The organism is Bacillus sp. AP8, from assembly GCF_000321185.1.
Taxonomy (GTDB): domain Bacteria; phylum Bacillota; class Bacilli; order Bacillales; family DSM-1321; genus Bacillus_AD; species Bacillus_AD massilioanorexius.
In genome coordinates this window covers 1-16,550 of record NZ_CAPG01000051.1, presented here as the reverse complement: position 1 = coordinate 16,550, position 16,550 = coordinate 1, and the positions used below count along the sequence as shown (strand labels likewise).

At 33.3% G+C, this 16,550-nt stretch carries 20 protein-coding genes and 1 tRNA gene; 17 read left to right on the top strand and 4 right to left on the bottom strand.

Annotated features, from left to right (window positions below):
- Window positions 1-94 precede the first annotated feature (94 nt).
- On the top strand, window positions 95-1,867 hold the full coding sequence (gene uvrC / locus BN349_RS13430) for an excinuclease ABC subunit UvrC (RefSeq protein ID WP_019242842.1): 1,773 nt from the start codon (window positions 95-97) through the stop codon (window positions 1,865-1,867).
- Window positions 1,868-2,092: 225 nt separating this feature from the next.
- Here the strand turns inward: uvrC and BN349_RS13425 are convergent, their stop codons facing one another.
- A complete protein-coding gene (locus BN349_RS13425) occupies window positions 2,093-2,563 on the bottom strand; it encodes a YslB family protein (protein ID WP_019242841.1) in 471 nt (156 codons plus the stop codon).
- Window positions 2,564-3,098: 535 nt separating this feature from the next.
- Here BN349_RS13425 and BN349_RS13420 point away from each other — a divergent pair.
- The 12 genes from BN349_RS13420 to BN349_RS13365 all read left to right on the top strand — a co-directional run bounded on the left by BN349_RS13420 (window position 3,099) and on the right by BN349_RS13365 (window position 12,626).
- The gene (locus BN349_RS13420; RefSeq protein ID WP_019242840.1) at window positions 3,099-3,707 is read left to right on the top strand and encodes a succinate dehydrogenase cytochrome b558 subunit; all 609 of its coding nucleotides are present in this window, start codon (window positions 3,099-3,101) and stop codon (window positions 3,705-3,707) included.
- Between the two features lie 96 nt (window positions 3,708-3,803).
- Window positions 3,804-5,555, top strand: a complete 1,752-nt coding sequence (sdhA, locus tag BN349_RS13415; protein ID WP_019242839.1) for a succinate dehydrogenase flavoprotein subunit — start codon at window positions 3,804-3,806, stop codon at window positions 5,553-5,555.
- 19 nt (window positions 5,556-5,574) lie between these two features.
- Window positions 5,575-6,339, top strand: a complete 765-nt coding sequence (sdhB, locus tag BN349_RS13410) for a succinate dehydrogenase iron-sulfur subunit (RefSeq protein ID WP_019242838.1) — start codon at window positions 5,575-5,577, stop codon at window positions 6,337-6,339.
- Window positions 6,340-6,622: 283 nt separating this feature from the next.
- The gene (locus BN349_RS13405) at window positions 6,623-7,093 is read left to right on the top strand and encodes an acyl-CoA thioesterase (protein ID WP_019242837.1); all 471 of its coding nucleotides are present in this window, start codon (window positions 6,623-6,625) and stop codon (window positions 7,091-7,093) included.
- A gap of 268 nt (window positions 7,094-7,361) precedes the next feature.
- Entirely contained in the window at window positions 7,362-7,586 is a 225-nt protein-coding gene (locus BN349_RS13400; protein WP_019242836.1) for a helix-turn-helix domain-containing protein, read from the top strand.
- A gap of 211 nt (window positions 7,587-7,797) precedes the next feature.
- Window positions 7,798-8,244 carry a MarR family winged helix-turn-helix transcriptional regulator gene (locus BN349_RS13395; RefSeq protein WP_019242835.1) on the top strand — a complete coding sequence of 149 codons (447 nt, stop codon included), beginning with the start codon at window positions 7,798-7,800 and terminating at the stop codon, window positions 8,242-8,244.
- Window positions 8,245-8,255: 11 nt separating this feature from the next.
- Window positions 8,256-9,053 (top strand): glutamate racemase, encoded by a 798-nt coding sequence (gene racE / locus BN349_RS13390; RefSeq protein ID WP_019242834.1) that lies wholly within the window; start codon window positions 8,256-8,258, stop codon window positions 9,051-9,053.
- A 231-nt stretch (window positions 9,054-9,284) separates the two neighbouring features.
- A complete protein-coding gene (locus BN349_RS13385; RefSeq protein ID WP_019242833.1) occupies window positions 9,285-10,340 on the top strand; it encodes a GerMN domain-containing protein in 1,056 nt (351 codons plus the stop codon).
- Between the two features lie 182 nt (window positions 10,341-10,522).
- Window positions 10,523-11,275 carry a ribonuclease PH gene (gene rph, locus BN349_RS13380; protein ID WP_019242832.1) on the top strand — a complete coding sequence of 251 codons (753 nt, stop codon included), beginning with the start codon at window positions 10,523-10,525 and terminating at the stop codon, window positions 11,273-11,275.
- Between the two features lie 2 nt (window positions 11,276-11,277).
- Window positions 11,278-11,871 carry an XTP/dITP diphosphatase gene (locus tag BN349_RS13375; protein ID WP_019242831.1) on the top strand — a complete coding sequence of 198 codons (594 nt, stop codon included), beginning with the start codon at window positions 11,278-11,280 and terminating at the stop codon, window positions 11,869-11,871.
- A gap of 16 nt (window positions 11,872-11,887) precedes the next feature.
- Window positions 11,888-12,403 carry a metallophosphoesterase gene (locus tag BN349_RS13370; protein ID WP_019242830.1) on the top strand — a complete coding sequence of 172 codons (516 nt, stop codon included), beginning with the start codon at window positions 11,888-11,890 and terminating at the stop codon, window positions 12,401-12,403.
- A 149-nt stretch (window positions 12,404-12,552) separates the two neighbouring features.
- Window positions 12,553-12,626 (top strand) — tRNA-Arg (locus BN349_RS13365).
- 166 nt (window positions 12,627-12,792) lie between these two features.
- Here the strand turns inward: BN349_RS13365 and BN349_RS23955 are convergent.
- Complete coding sequence (locus tag BN349_RS23955) at window positions 12,793-13,206, bottom strand: tyrosine-type recombinase/integrase (protein WP_051024257.1); 414 nt, start codon at window positions 13,204-13,206, stop codon at window positions 12,793-12,795.
- Between the two features lie 356 nt (window positions 13,207-13,562).
- On the bottom strand, window positions 13,563-14,048 hold the full coding sequence (locus BN349_RS13355; protein WP_019242829.1) for a hypothetical protein: 486 nt from the start codon (window positions 14,046-14,048) through the stop codon (window positions 13,563-13,565).
- Window positions 14,049-14,221: 173 nt separating this feature from the next.
- Here BN349_RS13355 and BN349_RS26660 point away from each other — a divergent pair, with 173 nt between their 5' ends.
- The 3 genes from BN349_RS26660 to BN349_RS13340 all read left to right on the top strand — a co-directional run bounded on the left by BN349_RS26660 (window position 14,222) and on the right by BN349_RS13340 (window position 15,257).
- Window positions 14,222-14,353, top strand: a complete 132-nt coding sequence (locus BN349_RS26660) for a hypothetical protein (RefSeq protein ID WP_269719700.1) — start codon at window positions 14,222-14,224, stop codon at window positions 14,351-14,353.
- A 37-nt stretch (window positions 14,354-14,390) separates the two neighbouring features.
- Window positions 14,391-14,576 carry an ArpU family phage packaging/lysis transcriptional regulator gene (locus BN349_RS26395; protein ID WP_051024256.1) on the top strand — a complete coding sequence of 62 codons (186 nt, stop codon included), beginning with the start codon at window positions 14,391-14,393 and terminating at the stop codon, window positions 14,574-14,576.
- Window positions 14,577-15,068: 492 nt separating this feature from the next.
- Window positions 15,069-15,257, top strand: a complete 189-nt coding sequence (locus BN349_RS13340; protein WP_148335184.1) for a hypothetical protein — start codon at window positions 15,069-15,071, stop codon at window positions 15,255-15,257.
- Between the two features lie 398 nt (window positions 15,258-15,655).
- On the opposite strand, the gene BN349_RS26390 is transcribed toward BN349_RS13340, so the two are convergent.
- Complete coding sequence (locus BN349_RS26390; protein WP_081591242.1) at window positions 15,656-15,835, bottom strand: hypothetical protein; 180 nt, start codon at window positions 15,833-15,835, stop codon at window positions 15,656-15,658.
- 124 nt (window positions 15,836-15,959) lie between these two features.
- Between BN349_RS26390 and BN349_RS13335 the strand changes: the two genes are divergently transcribed.
- Window positions 15,960-16,472, top strand: a complete 513-nt coding sequence (locus BN349_RS13335) for a hypothetical protein (RefSeq protein ID WP_019242826.1) — start codon at window positions 15,960-15,962, stop codon at window positions 16,470-16,472.
- Window positions 16,473-16,550 lie beyond the last annotated feature (78 nt).

The window sequence follows — 16,550 nt, the reverse complement described above, 5'->3', positions numbered from 1 at the left end:
TGTAATTAGTTGGAGCTTTGTTTAGTTTTTTACAGTGACATTGTATAATAAGAGAAGTAAAATCATTCATTTTATGTGAAGAGGAGGCAAACTTGTGAATGAATTGATAAAAGCAAAACTTGCTTTGCTTCCAGATCAACCAGGGTGTTACTTGATGAAAGATCGTCAAGGTTCCGTTATATATGTTGGGAAAGCAAAAATTCTAAAAAATCGAGTGCGCTCATATTTTACAGGGTCACATGATGGAAAGACACTTCGTCTTGTTAATGAAATAGAGGATTTTGAATATATTATAACGTCGTCCAACATAGAAGCATTATTATTGGAATTGAACTTAATTAAAAAGTATGATCCTAAGTACAATGTCATGCTGAAGGATGATAAGAGTTATCCATTTATTCAGCTAACCAATGAAAAGCATCCACGGCTGATTATTACTCGTAAAGTAAAGCGTGGAAAAGGGAAATATTTTGGTCCATATCCAAATGTAAGTGCTGCAAATGAGACAAAAAAGTTATTAGATCGTATTTATCCGCTTCGTAAGTGCACATCGCTACCTGATAAAGTGTGTTTGTATCACCATATAGGACAATGTTTGGCTCCTTGTGTATTCGATATTAATGAAGAACAATACAAAGAAATTACCACTGAAATTACAAAGTTCTTAAATGGTGGTTTTGAGGATATTAAGAAAGATTTGACGGTAAAAATGACAGAGGCTGCTGAAGAATTAGATTTTGAGAGAGCGAAAGAATACCGTGATAAAATATCTCATATTGAAGCCACAATGGAAAAACAAAAAATGGTCATGACTGATTTCACGGATCGAGATGTCTTCGGGTATGCATTTGATAAAGGATGGATGTGTGTTCAAGTGTTCTTTGTAAGACAAGGAAAAGTAATTGAACGCGATGTTTCTATGTTCCCTATACATGATGAGCCAGAAGAAGAGCTTCTCACCTTTTTAGGACAGTTTTACGATAAAGCCAATCATATTAAACCAAAAGAAATTCTTTTACCATACTCTGTAGATAGTGATATCGTTCAAGAATTGTTAGGGATTAAGACGCTACAGCCACAGCGAGGTCAAAAGAAAGAATTAGTAAAGTTAGCTAATAAAAATGCGAAAAATGCTTTAAATGAAAAGTTCCTTCTTATTGAAAAAGATGAAGAAAGAACAATTAAAGCAGTTGAAAATTTAGGAGCAACATTAGGTATATATACTCCACATAGAATTGAAGCGTTCGATAACTCAAATATACAAGGAACGAACCCAGTTTCAGCTATGGTTGTTTTTATTGATGGGCAAGCAGATAAAAAGCAATATCGAAAGTACAAAATTAAATCGGTTCAGGGACCAGATGACTATGAATCAATGAGAGAAGTTGTACGAAGAAGATATAGTAGAGCCTTAAAAGAAGGGCAAGCTTTACCGGATTTAATCATTATTGATGGTGGTAAAGGGCATATAGAGTCTGTTAGGGATGTTTTAGAAAACGAACTAGGGCTAGATATTCCATTAGCTGGTTTAGTAAAGGATGAAAAACATCGTACAGCCAATTTATTAATGGGAAACCCATTGGAAATTGTACCTTTAGATGTTAGAAGTCAAGAATTCTATTTGCTTCAACGTATTCAAGATGAAGTTCACCGTTTTGCGATTACTTTTCATCGTCAAATTAGAGGGAAAAGTGTTTTTCAATCAAAATTGGATGAAATACCTGGTATAGGAGTAAAAAGGAAAACAACGTTATTGAAGCATTTTGGATCTTTGAAAGCAATGAAGGAAGCTAAACTCGAAGACTTTGTAAAGTTAGGTATTCCTCAAAACGTAGCCTCTGAGCTTATGGAAAAGCTTAAAGAATAAATCATGTAAGTACATGAGTGAAAATAACGTGATTCTTACTATAAAAACTATTCAAATAAAACCATTATCGAGCATTGCATGCAAATCAATTGCTTAACAGATAAAAAGAAGGAAACAAAAACGGTCATTTAACTTGACCTCTTTTTGTTTCCTTCTTTTTAATAGGCTGTGCTAAATTTTGTTGATACTAGTTACAATCCGGAAGAAGGCTTATAACAAAGTCTTTTATTCCTGTGAATCGTCTACTATATCTTTTGTATCCCAACGAACGATAAATTTGGCTTTTTCAGCTTTTCTCTTTGCTTCTGGTGCTGCTTCTGTAATTCGTTTCTTTTGTAGCTCAATTTGTTGTGCTAAAAAGCCAGCTTCAAGTTGAAACTCACTATCTTCATTTAAATCAAATCTTCTTGTAACAATTGGACCAAATAAGGTAAATTCCGCTTCATTTTTTGTGTGTTTTTCTTCTTGTAAAATACCCCAACCTGCATTTTCAAAGAAATCAATTACCTCATTGAGATCGGTTAAAGGGAATTTTCGTGCTAACTGTTTCCCAGCCCAATATAAAACCTGAGTATGCTCTTTTCCTAATAAGTCTGGTAACAATACATCTCTAAGAATTTCTTTACTGAATATGGAAACTGTTTCGTTTTGTAAAGGTTGATTTTGTACATCTTCGTTTTGGTTTTCTTTTGACATGAAGTACCCCTCTTTCTCAACTTATATTATATACAATTTTTCCGCTTGCTAGAACTGTTTATCAGGAAGTTTTCACTAGAATTTGTTTGTATATTAGAATAATATATTTTTGCTGGTTAAACGAAGAATCCTTCCGGTGATAAATGATAGATTTAATGTGTTATCATTAGAATATCTTAAAAAAATATAAAGAAATATGTCGTATTGCTTTATATTTTGTCTTATTGGAAAACGTAATTTTCTGAATAGTATAGCACTATTGGTTTATTTCTTTGCAAATAAAAGTAATTCTAGATTTATATACCTTTTTCTGTATCCGTTTTCTTGACGGTGCATGTATAAGAGAGTAAAATGAATTTGTCATACAATTGTAAGAATATCTCGAAATATTTAAATATATGTACTATTTGTGGTTATATTTAAGTTTGTAGGGGTATTTTATTTGTGTGTGATGACTTTTAATTTCAGACGTTTAGTGCTCTCAATGTGTAAATGTAGAGCGCTAACTGATCTTACATTTTAAGGGGGGTACATGATGGCAGGGAATAATGAGTTTGCCAAACGCAAACTACACTCGTTATTAGGAGTAATTCCAGTAGGTTTATTTTTAGTGGTACATTTAACCGTGAACTATATGGCGACAAGAGGTTCAGAAGCTTTTAATAGTGCGGTTCATTTTATGGAGAGTCTACCATTTCTAATTGTTTTAGAAGTTGTTATTATCTTTTTACCACTACTGTATCATGCAATTTACGGGGTGTATATCGCTTTTACAGCTAAGCCAAACGTAGGTAGATTTGGTTTTTTCCGTAACTGGATGTTCTTATTACAACGTGTAACAGGAATTATTACTTTTGTATTTCTTATTTGGCATGTGTGGGAAACAAGAATTGCAAAGGCATTAGGAGCGGAGTTAGATTTTGATATGATGTCTGATATTTTATCAAATCCAGCTATGCTTACATTCTACATCGTAGGTGTAGTATCGGCTATTTTCCACTTTGCTAATGGTCTTTGGACTTTCTGTATTACATGGGGTATCACAGTTTCTCCACGCTCACAAAAAATTAATACGTATGTGACAATGATTATTTTCGTTTTATTATCTATCGTAGGTATTAGAGCGTTATTAGCATTCGTATAAGAGAATACTAATATACTATTTTTTGAAGTTGAATAGATTTGTTGTTTTTAAACAGAATATTGCAAAAAAGTGCTTACTATAAGGGAGTGAGTAAGGTTGAGTAAAGGTAAAATTATTGTAGTCGGCGGTGGTCTAGCTGGATTAATGTCCACTATTAAAGCTGCAGAAGAAGGCAAACATGTTGAATTATTTTCGCTAGTTCCTGTGAAAAGGTCTCACTCTGTTTGTGCTCAAGGTGGTATTAACGGTGCCGTTAATACGAAAGGTGAAGGAGACTCACCATGGATTCACTTTGATGACACTGTGTACGGAGGAGATTTCTTAGCAAATCAACCTCCAGTAAAAGCAATGTGTGAAGCAGCTCCATCGATTATACATATGATGGACCGTATGGGGGTTATGTTTAACCGTACAGAAGAAGGATTACTTGATTTCCGTCGATTCGGTGGAACACAACACCATCGTACAGCATTTGCTGGTGCTACTACTGGACAACAATTACTTTATGCACTGGACGAGCAAGTTCGTCGTTTTGAATCACTAGGACTAGTTACTAAGTATGAAGGATGGGAATTCTTAGGAGTAATTGTAGATGATGAAGGTATTTGTCGTGGAATTACAGGACAAAACTTAACTTCAATGGAAGTGAAATCATTCTCAGCTGATGCTGTGATTTTAGCTTCAGGTGGTCCTGGTATCATATTTGGTAAATCTACTAACTCAATTATTAATACTGGTTCAGCTGCATCAATTGCTTATCAACAAGGTGTATCATACGCAAATGGTGAAATGATTCAAATTCACCCAACTGCTATTCCTGGTGATGACAAGCTTCGTCTAATGAGTGAATCAGCTCGTGGTGAAGGTGGTCGTATTTGGACTTATAAAGATGGAAAACCATGGTATTTCTTGGAAGAGAAATATCCTGCTTATGGAAACTTAGTACCACGTGATATCGCTACACGTGAAATTTTCGACGTTTGTGTAGAACAAAAACTTGGTATTAATGGTGAAAACATGGTTTATCTAGATCTTTCTCATAAAGATCCACATGAACTGGATGTTAAATTAGGTGGAATTATCGAAATCTATGAAAAATTCACAGGTGACGATCCACGTAAACTACCAATGAAAATTTTCCCGGCTGTTCACTATTCAATGGGTGGATTATGGGTTGATTATAATCAAATGACAAATATTCCTGGATTATTTGCTGCTGGTGAGTGTGATTATTCACAACATGGTGCAAACCGATTAGGAGCGAACTCTTTACTTTCAGCTATTTATGGAGGAATGGTTGCAGGTCCTAATGCAGTTAAATATATCAATGGATTAGAGAAAAGTAGCGATGCAGTTTCTTCTTCTGTATTTGATCGTCATGTTAAAGAACAAAATGCTAAATGGGATAGCATCATGAAAATGGATGGAAATGAAAATGCATATGTTCTTCATAAAGAGCTTGGAGAGTGGATGACTAAAAACGTAACAGTTGTACGTTATAATGACAAGCTTTTAAAAACAGATGAAAAAATCCAAGAAATAATGGAACGCTACAAAAAAATTAATATTAATGATACTTCTAAGTGGAGTAACCAAGGTGCAGCATTTACTCGTCAATTAGATAATATGCTACAACTTGCACGTGTTATTACATTAGGGGCTTATAACCGTAATGAAAGCCGTGGTGCACACTATAAACCAGAATTCCCAGATCGTAATGATGAGGACTTCTTAAAAACAACTATAGCTAAATATACTGGACATAATGCTACTCCAGATATTAGTTATGAAGATGTTGATGTATCATTAATTAAACCACGTAAACGTGACTATACAAAAACTCATTAATAAAGGGGGAAATTAGATTATGGCAGATCAAAAAACCGTTCGCTTTATTATTACTCGTCAAGATAATGCGGATTCTTCCCCTTATACAGAGGAATTTGAAATCCCTTATCGTCCTAATATGAACGTTATTTCTGCGTTAATGGAGATCAGACGTAATCCAGTTAATGTAAAGGGAGAAAAAACAACACCGGTTATATGGGAAATGAACTGTCTTGAAGAAGTTTGTGGAGCATGTTCAATGGTTATCAATGGAAAACCAAGACAATCATGTACAGCTTTAGTAGATCAATTAGAGCAACCAATTCGTCTAGCTCCAATGAGTACGTTCCCAATTATTCGTGATTTACAAATTGATCGTTCTCGTATGTTTAACTCATTGAAGAAAGTTAAAGCGTGGATTCCAATCGACGGTACTTACGATTTAGGTCCTGGACCACGTATGCCTGAGAAAAAACGTCAATGGGCTTATGAGCTTTCAAAATGTATGACTTGTGGTGTATGCTTAGAATCATGTCCTAATGTTAACAGTGGTTCAAACTTCATGGGACCAGCTCCATTATCACAAGTACGATTATTTAATGCGCATCCAACGGGTGAAATGCACAAAGCTGATCGTTTAGAAGCAATTATGGGAGATGGAGGATTAGCGAACTGCGGTAACTCTCAAAACTGTGTTCAAGCTTGTCCAAAAGGTATTCCTTTAACAACTTCAATTGCAGCTCTTAATCGTGATACAACAATTCAAGCATTTAAAAACTTCTTCGGAAGTGACAATAACTATTAAAAGTAGCTAGGGGCTGTGTCAAAAGGGATTGAAATCCTTTTTGACAGGCCCTTATGTTATATCTGTTTTTTCTTTTAAAGTGGAGAATTTCTATGTTTCACATGTTGAGTATAGTATTATAGGGGTAAATCATTTGGACATCAAAGTAGATTCGTGTATAGTGTTCAAAAAGATGTTACTATACTCACTTAATAAGTGGGGATCATAGTAATGTAATATGGAAAAATTTTTTCATAATTTAATGAGTGATTATTCATTCATTAATGAGTATAGGGGGCAAAGGATGTCAAGAATAGCATACATTGATGACATGAGTAAATGGGAGAAGGAATTTCAATTTTCTCATAATGTTACGGTTCGTTTTTCAGAAACAGATATGTTTGGGCATTTAAATAATACAGTGCCGTTCACGTATTTTGAATTAGCAAGAATAGAATACTTTAAATTCTTAGGATTTATGAATGATTGGGTAAACCCTGATATAGAGAGTATACCTGTTGTAGCTGATCTTCAATGTGACTTTGTTAAGCAGGTATACTATGACGAAAGTATAGATTTATATGTAAAAGCTGTTAAAATCGGAAATTCGTCTGTAGATCTACATTATATGGGAAAAAAAGTGAATGGCGAAATTGTTTTTACTGGGAGAGGTACAATTGTCCAAATATCACGAATAACCGGAAAAGCGATTGCTTGGACAGAGGGGAAAAAAAATAAATTTATTTCTACGAGTAAAAACCATGCCATCTGTTAGTAATGTAATGGTCGAGGAGTTTTATTTCATTTACACTAGTGCTAAACCTTCTATATTATAGAACGAAGAGGAATCTAAGTTGTATGAATGAGAAGCAATTAATTCAAGTAAGGGATTAACAAATAACCTTTCTAAACAAAGTTTCACATTATATATTGTATAACGTGGAAAATAGTCACTTCCTTGCCTTTTTTAACATACTATAATTTGACTAAATCTATACCCATTCCTAGGTTACAGCTGGTCAAGGCAAGGAGGGTTACAGTACTTGAAGGAGAATGAATTCACACACAAACCACTACTCACGAAAAGAGAGAAAGAAGTATTTGAGTTGTTAGTTCAGGATAAAACAACAAAAGAAATTGCTAGTGAATTGTTTATAAGCGAAAAGACGGTTCGAAATCATATTTCGAATGCGATGCAAAAGCTTGGAGTGAAGGGACGTTCGCAAGCGGTTGTTGAGCTCCTTCGTATGGGGGAACTACATTTATAGCATCATTGTTCGCAATGCTTGCCATTTGACAGTTCTACGATATGCAACTTAGTTAGTAAGCAGAGAAATGAACGCTTGGATACCTTGTATTTAAGTCTGTAATTTTTCTGCTTCTTTTTTCTTGTATTTTCATAGCTTGAAATTTCTTTGAAATTGGGTGAAAATAATAGATAATATTTCTAAGAATTCAATCAGGGGTTGTGAGTATGTCATGCAAAAAGATGATATGAAATCTCAAATGGTCGCATCTATAGAGAAAGAATTACGTTATATAGCTTCAATCATTAAGCAAGAGGGAAGAGTTCTATTAAATAATTATGCAATTACTCCTCCTCAATTCGTTGCGTTACAATGGTTAAATGAAGATGGGGATATGACAATAGGTGAGCTTTCTAATAAGATGTTTCTAGCTTGTAGTACTACGACAGATCTTGTGGATCGTATGGAAAAAAAAGAATTACTGATGAGGGTCAAGGATGAAAATGACCGTCGTGTTGTCCGCATTCATCTGCTAGAAGAAGGAAAACGCATAATTGAAGATGTTATTGAACAGCGACAAGATTATTTAAATAACATTTTATCAGATTATAGTGACGAAGAAATTTCATCATTAAATCGTTCTTTGTTAAAATTACATCAAGAAATGAAAGAAGATTGAGGCGAGTTTTTTTGAAACAACCAATTGGTATTATAGATTCAGGAGTGGGCGGATTGACAGTGGCGAAAGAGATTATCCGTCAGCTTCCTAATGAACAAATTTTGTACTTGGGCGATAATGCTAGATGTCCTTATGGTCCTAGAACAACAGAGGAAGTTCGTGATTTCACATGGGAACTAACAAACTTTTTGCTGAAAAGTAATATTAAAATGCTTATTATTGCCTGTAATACAGCGACAGCTGCTGCATTAGAAGACATTAAAGCAGCGTTACCGATTCCTGTTCTTGGTGTTATTCAACCAGGAGCAAGAGCAGCTATTAAAAACTCTAAAAACATGAAAATTGGCGTTATTGGAACAGAAGTAACTGTAAATAGTGAAGCATACTCAGAGGCTCTTCAATCTATTAATGAAGATGTAATTGTCAAAAGTATCGCATGTCCTAAATTTGTTCCACTCGTAGAAAGTGGACAATATGGCAGCTCTTTAGCAAAGAAAGTCGTTGCTGAATCCCTTCATTCATTTAAAGGTTCTGGAATCGATACACTCATATTAGGATGTACGCATTATCCATTACTTGGACCTGTGATATCTACAACTTTAGGTAAAAAAGTCAAGGTTATTTCCTCAGGTGATGAGACAGCACGTGAAACTAGTGCGATTCTTGAATATAATGGCTTATTAAATAAGACGAAGCAAAAACCGATTCATTGTTTCTATACAACAGGATCAAAAGATATGTTTCGAAGAATTGCTTCTTCTTGGTTGCAACAAGATTTACAGCATGTATACTCTGTTAAGCTTACATAAAAAAGGTGTTCAGAAGCCTAGCTTCTGAACACCTTTTTTATTTTAGATAGTCTACAATTTTGCTCACCGCTAGGCTGATAGGTTTATTATTTGAAATGAAAGCAATAAAAATTAGGATGTATAATTCGTTTCCTTTAAGAGGATTTTCTTGTGGATTATTTTTTTCATACGGTCTATTTATTCTAAAGGCTCGTATACATAGTAGTACAAACTATGCCAGGAGGGAAAAAAATGTCCAAAAATACAAAAGCGGTATTTGTTACTACACTTTTAACTTCATCCTTACTACTAAGTGGATGTGGATTGCTTAGTAATAAAGCCAAAGAAATTGATCCACCACAAAAGGAAACTGTCATTGAAGGAAATACGGAAGTAGATAAGGAAACAATGTCAACAAAAGGGGAAGAAGCACAAAAAACGGTTATGACTGAGTTGTATTTGCTAGATAAAAATGGCTATGTTGTACCACAATCAGTAGCTTTACCAAATTCAACAGGTGTTGCGAAGCAAGCTTTAGAACATCTAGTAGAGAATGGACCAGTTTCGAATATGCTTCCTAATGGTTTTCGAGCCGTATTACCAGCTGATACAGCGGTAGATGTTGACATTAATAAGAAAGGTGTAGCAACTGTAGATTTTTCTTCAGAATTTGCAAAATATAAAGCAGAAGATGAACTCAAAATATTACAAGCTATTACATGGACAATTACACAATTTGATTCTGTCAAAACTGTGAAGCTGCAAATGAATGGACATGAGCTTTCTGAAATGCCTGTAGGAAAAACTCCTATTTCGGCAGCTTTAACGAGAGCAAGTGGAATTAATATAGATTCTTCAGATGTTGTTGATATTACGAATACGATGCCTTTAACGGTTTACTATTTAGGTGGTAATGAGAAAGATTATTATTATGTACCGGTTACAAAAAGGGTTAATATGGAGAATGAGAATGTTGTCTCAGCAGTTATTGATGAACTAGCCCAAGGTCCATCCTCCTCTTCTCATTTGTTAAACGAATTTGCTCCTGAGCTTACGTTATTAGATGAACCAAAGATTAAGGATGGCAAAGTCGCGTTAAACTTTAATGAAAGCATTTATAGTAGTTTTGAAGAAAAAACAGTTTCTAAACGACTACTTGATGCACTTGTGTTATCATTAACAGAACAAAAAGACATTCAAAGTGTAGAAGTCCAAGTAAATGGAAAAGCTAGTTTAAAACTAGAAGATGGAAAAGATTTAACGGAACCGGTAAGTCGTCCTGAAAAAGTCAATAGTACTAGTTTGTAAACGCGTTTTTTTTGATATACTAAATAATAGCAAATATAGAGATGGGCTATATCTGTATAGCCTATCTTTTCTTTTTGATAATTTGAAAAGTCACCACATTTCTAGCATGGCTTTAATCCTTGCTATAAAATAGCTGAAATGGTAATAGGAAGAATAGTATTACATATAGAGGAGGAATTCAAATGCGCCATGATGGCCGTGAAAATCAACAATTAAGAAAAATACATATAGAAACAGGTTATTTGAAGCATCCTGCAGGATCTGTACTTATCACTGTAGGTGATACGAAAGTCATTTGTACAGCAACAATAGATGATCGAGTACCTCCATTTATGAGAGGAGAAGGAAAAGGCTGGGTTACTGCTGAATATTCAATGCTTCCAGCAGCTACACAGCAAAGAAATATTCGTGAAGCAGCCAAAGGAAAAATTACAGGTCGTACAATGGAAATTCAACGCTTAATCGGAAGAGCATTACGTGCTGTAGTCAACCTAGAAGCTATGGGTGAAAGAACGGTTTGGGTTGATTGTGACGTTATACAAGCGGATGGTGGAACAAGAACAGCTTCTATTACAGGAGCATTTGTAGCGATGACACTTGCATTTGAAAAACTACATAAGGAAAAGAATTTAGCAATATTTCCAATTAAAGATTACTTGGCTGCTACAAGTGTTGGTATTACAGAGGACAATGGAGCGGTTTTAGATTTAGACTATATTGAAGATAGTGCTGCTATGGTAGATATGAACGTTGTTATGACAGGACAAGGGGAATTTGTTGAGCTACAAGGTACTGGTGAAGAATCTACTTTTTCTTATTCACAACTACAAGAAATGTTATCATTGGCAAAGAATGGTCTCGAGGAGCTTTTTAAAGTACAGAAAGAAGCATTAGGTGAAGTCGCACATTTAATTACGCAACAAGAGGAGAAATAATCGTGAAAAAATTAATTATTGCAACAAAAAATAAAGGAAAAGCAAAAGAGTTTGTAGAACTATTTGCACCACTAGGCTATGAAGTTATGACTATGCTTGATTTAGAAGATGCTATTGAAGTAGAAGAAACAGGGAAAACGTTTGAAGAAAATGCCATTTTAAAAGCGGAATCGCTAAGTAAGCAATATAATACGATGGCTATTTCAGATGATTCAGGGCTTATGATTGATGCTTTAGATGGTAGACCGGGTGTTTATTCTGCGCGTTATGCTGGTGAAGCAAAAAATGATGAAGCAAATATTGAAAAAGTGTTAGAAGAACTAAAGAATGTACCTGAAGAAAAGAGAACTGCACGTTTCTATTGTGCTCTTGCAGTTGCTATTCCAGGTCAAGAAACTAAAACCGTTTCTGGTACGGTTGAAGGTAGAATTTTAACAGCTAGACAAGGTGAAAATGGATTTGGCTATGATCCAGTTTTCTATGTTCCTTCTTTAGAAAAATCAATGGCACAGCTTCAATCTGAGGAGAAAAATGCGATTAGTCATCGAGGGAATGCCTTAAGAAAATTAAAAGAAACATTAAATCAAATTCTTTAAGAAGGAAGCGATTGCTGTGAAAGTACTAATTGTGAGTGATAGTCATGGGGATTCAAAATCTTTACTTTCACTAAAGGAAAAATACAAGAATAACACAGTGGCTATGATTCATTGTGGAGATTCGGAATTAAATAAAGATGATGCGGCACTAAAGGATTTTATTTATGTAAAAGGAAATTGTGATTATGATCGTGCATTTCCAGAGTATGCAGCTGTAAATATTGCAAGCTACCGTTTTTTTATCACACATGGTCATTTATATAATGTAAGAATGACATTGCAAAATTTATCATATAAAGCTGAAGAAGAACAAGCGAAAATTGTTCTATTTGGACATACCCATCAGGCAGGAAGCGAACTTGGAAACGATGGTGTGTTATATATAAATCCAGGAAGTATTTTGTTGCCACGTGGACGAAGAGAAAGAACATATGTCATTCTGGACATAAACGATCAAAATATAAAAGTAAACTTTTATGATCACGAGGGAAATTTTTTAAATAATTTATCAGCCTCTTACAATATGGATTAAAATTATGTATAATGAGTAACAGGGAGCAAAAATCTCCCTGTTACAAAAAAAGAAAAAAAGTTTTAAAAAAAGCGTTGACTTTCTGTTGATATGCTAATATAATAATACTTGTCCTTAGGAAAAAGGAACGAAAAAAACTTACATAACATGTCCTGGTAGCTCAGCTGGATAGAGCAACGGCCTTCTAAGCCGTCGGTCGGGGGTTCGAATCCCTCCCAGGACGCTTTTGAAAATTTAATGATTAATATAAAAAAGACGTAAGCACTTTGAAATGTTGATATATCAATATTTAAGGTGTTTTTTTATTTGTTTTTATACAATAAGAAATAGTGTCGAAAAGATAAGAGTTTTATTTTTTTACACATTTTTTACACAACGTTTTTTATGATTTAACCTGTCATATCTTCGAAGGTTTTAATTGTACTTTTTTCATCACGTGCTCTAAGTTCTTTAATAACTTGAGCATAATACGAAAGGGTAGTTTCAATGTTGCTATACCCTAGGCGTTCGGATACATAATAAATTGATACTTTTTGATATAACAGTACACTAGCATTTTTATGTCTTAAACCATGTATGCTTATTGGTTGTATATTTAAGTATTCCAGTGTTTTTTGAAGTAATGAATTCACATTATTATTACTAATTACTTTATATTTTGATGAAAGACTAAAAAATACAAGTTTATGAATGTTATCTGGCATCGTATCTATTAATTGTTTAAACAAGCGCATGGTTCCACTATCTATTTTGATTTTTCTATAAGATTGTTCGTTTTTAGGAGGGTCAAATCCTTCTTTCATCTTTTAAGTATAACCTCATGTTTTATTGATATTAATCTCATTTGATTTGAAGTCAAAATCATTTTTGGTTAACCCTACTATTTCTCCGAATCGCATTCCAGAAGTCAATCCAAGTAAGATAATATAATACCCTAATCCTTGTTCTAATCGTTTAATATCCTTTTGTAAAGAGTCATCGAAATTGCAAATGTGTTTTGGTCCTCATAATTCGCAATAATCGGTTAAAAGGTGGGTTGTTATGATAGGTAAAGTTTCAAATGAACAGATTCATAAATCCATTGAGGTTCAGAAGAACTTTTATAAATCAGAATAATTATTAAAAAATGGATACTTTAAAACATCAGGAATCATTTTTCTCAGTAAAATGGCTTAACTTTTTTATCTTTTAATTCATCTACCCCTAATTTTATTAGTGTGATAACAAAAATAAAGAAAGGGAAATAGCCACCTGAAAAATTATATATTTCTATGGTGATTGCAATAAATAATAGCCAAGGACCAAGAAACAATCCATAGATACCGTGTTCGGAAATTTTCTTATTATGCAGAATAGGAGCATGCTGAATAAAACCGATAAATATCCCACTGAAAATAAATGCGAAACCTAAAAACCATAATAATGGTAACCATTTATCTATTTCATGTAGGATCATGGAATTAAATTGTATTACTTCGTTTGGAATAGAAGTAATTATCTTATCTTGATCTTTAAATACAGATAAGAAATATTTATAAAATACATTTATCATTAGATAATAAAGGATAATCAGCCATATATAATGAGGTAGAATATAGAGATTTAGTTTATTTAGTAGATTGACCGCATATTTAGTGAATTCCATATTATCCCTCCTTTCTTGCATTTATCGTCAAAAAAACATAATTTTTACTACCATAATAAACATTGTGACAAATACTTAATGATAACGTAGAAGTAGCAATAAGAAGAAAATAAAAATGCCAGGAATTCTCCCAGCAGATTGATATATATAAATTATAACATGGGAGGATGCCGATGGAACAATTAGCCCTCTTTGCAGATATAGATGAAAAATATATACGCATTGTACTAGTAAGAGAGCTTAGGAATTATAAAGCCTTAAAGGTTCGATTAACGGTTTTGATTATAGCTTGTTTCCGGAAATAAGAATTAATGATTTGAAAGTGAATTAAAAGTTATTCAAATGGAAAGAGCGTTAGAAAACAGCTTAGATTATATCGAAAGACGTATAATCGAAATGAAATACTTAGATTCAAATGATTATACCGATTTAACCATCATGATGGATTTATGTATAAAAAAGGGTAAATATTACTCTAAGAAAAAGACAGCTATATACAATTTAGCAACAGCGCTTGGAAGAATTTAGGTGCTGTTTTTTTATTGGGTTTATAGATTAAATTTTAATTCCATTCATATCTCTCCCATTTTCGTAATATTATTATTTTCGACAAAAGGAGATAATTACCTTTTTTAAAATCACCTCATTACGCTAATTACTTATTATAATAGTTTTGGAGAACTCTTACCCCCTTGTCCCACACTGTAGCCGATTAGTAGCAAGTCAGAATATAGCTCAGGTTATGGAGCTGGTAGAGGAGAAATCATTACAGAAAAATATAAATGTCTTTGTGGAGATGGTATCGTCGAATATCAAAAAGATGATATTCCTGGATTTAGAGATAGGACTATTTTTTGTACGTGTAGTAAGTGCAGAGATGAATATGATTTTGGAAGAGGTACGGCAACAGAGATTAGTGCAATATAAGATTATCCAAGTTAAAGCATTCACTTGTGTGAGTGTCTTTTTATTTAAAGGAATATGTTCCCTTTTGTCGAAATAAGGAAACAAAGGGGTGTAATGATGGTAAGATTTCTAAGTTCTTTTGGATCACTTTTTGTTTTAATAAGTCTTGGATTAATTGTTGTTAATATATTTTCGACTAATACAAGCGGTTCAGTTATGGTAGCATGTTTGTTTGGTGCCTTAAATGGATTTATCGCAATAGCTATAGCTGAAATTTTGGATAAACTAAGAAAAAGAGAATAACGTAGTAATAAGTTGTATTGTCACAAATACGCCTAATTACTAAATAGGTAATGATTGTAAAATATCGAATCCTTACATTGAGGGAATAGATAATATGAATGTTAAAGAGCAAATTGATCTAAATGGAAAAAGGGTTGAGTTATTGGTTTAAAAAACTGCAGATGGTGATTATGTTGTAGCTGCAAACTTTAAGGGTGGGGTATCCTTAGCTGTTTTTCGTGATGATGATAAAGATAAAGCGAGTAAAGTATGTTTAGAAAGTTTAATTGAACAAGAGTTGATTATGAGAAAAACTGTTGAGGAGTATAGAAAAAGTTTAAGTTAAATAAAATATATTCTCGTTTTCGCATCTCTTTTGAGGTGCTTTTTTATATTAAAAACCCTATCTCATGACAGGGCTAAATAGATTTCTTCATACCACAGTTTCTGCATTCACGTAGAAAGATGGTGTCTTTTATTGAACTTTTAAAGTGTGCATTACCGCAGTTGTCGCATCTTCCAGATATCACATCTGGGTTAGTTTTATAATTATAAATAATTTTAGTATCATAAGTTCCGTATTTTTCTTCTTGAGACAAAGTTGATCACCTTCATGAATAAATTCGCTTTAATTATTGTAGCAAATATTCTTTTCTATCGAAAGTTGCACGTAAATATACCTTTTTGTAGAATTGAATCAATAAAAGGGAGGAAATTTGTTTAATGAGCGATTTTATTAGTTTACTGAAAAAACCTGTTGTACCTATATTTATTATTCTTATTTTATCATTACCAATTATAGCTAACTTAGCTTTATTTAGTTGGGGAAGTTCTTTAACTAATGGAAAATTAGATACATGGATAGGTTTTTTCGCTACTTATTATGGTGCAATTAAAGGTGGGGTTGTTTCAGGTGCGTTAACTTTGTTAGGTGTAAGGATTACTATTAAGTCAACTATGGATGTAATGCATGAAACTATAAAAGAACAACGACAAATTAGAGATGAAGACTTATTAATACAAACAAATAAAGAGAGATTGATTAAACTTTTTAGTCCAATAAATACATTAATTAATAATTTTCATTATAAGTATGGAGCACATGATTTTATAGATTTATCAACAAAAGAGCAACTAAAATTTATAAATTTTCTTGTTGAAAATGAAGTTTATGTAAATAGGGAAATTAGTATTAAAGTTGGATTTAGGTCAATATCTTGGACACCAAAAAGTTAAGTTTTAAGCAATTTTTCTAGCTGCTTCTTCCATAGCTTGTGGTGTTTTATATCCAATGCTACTATGAATACGTTTTCC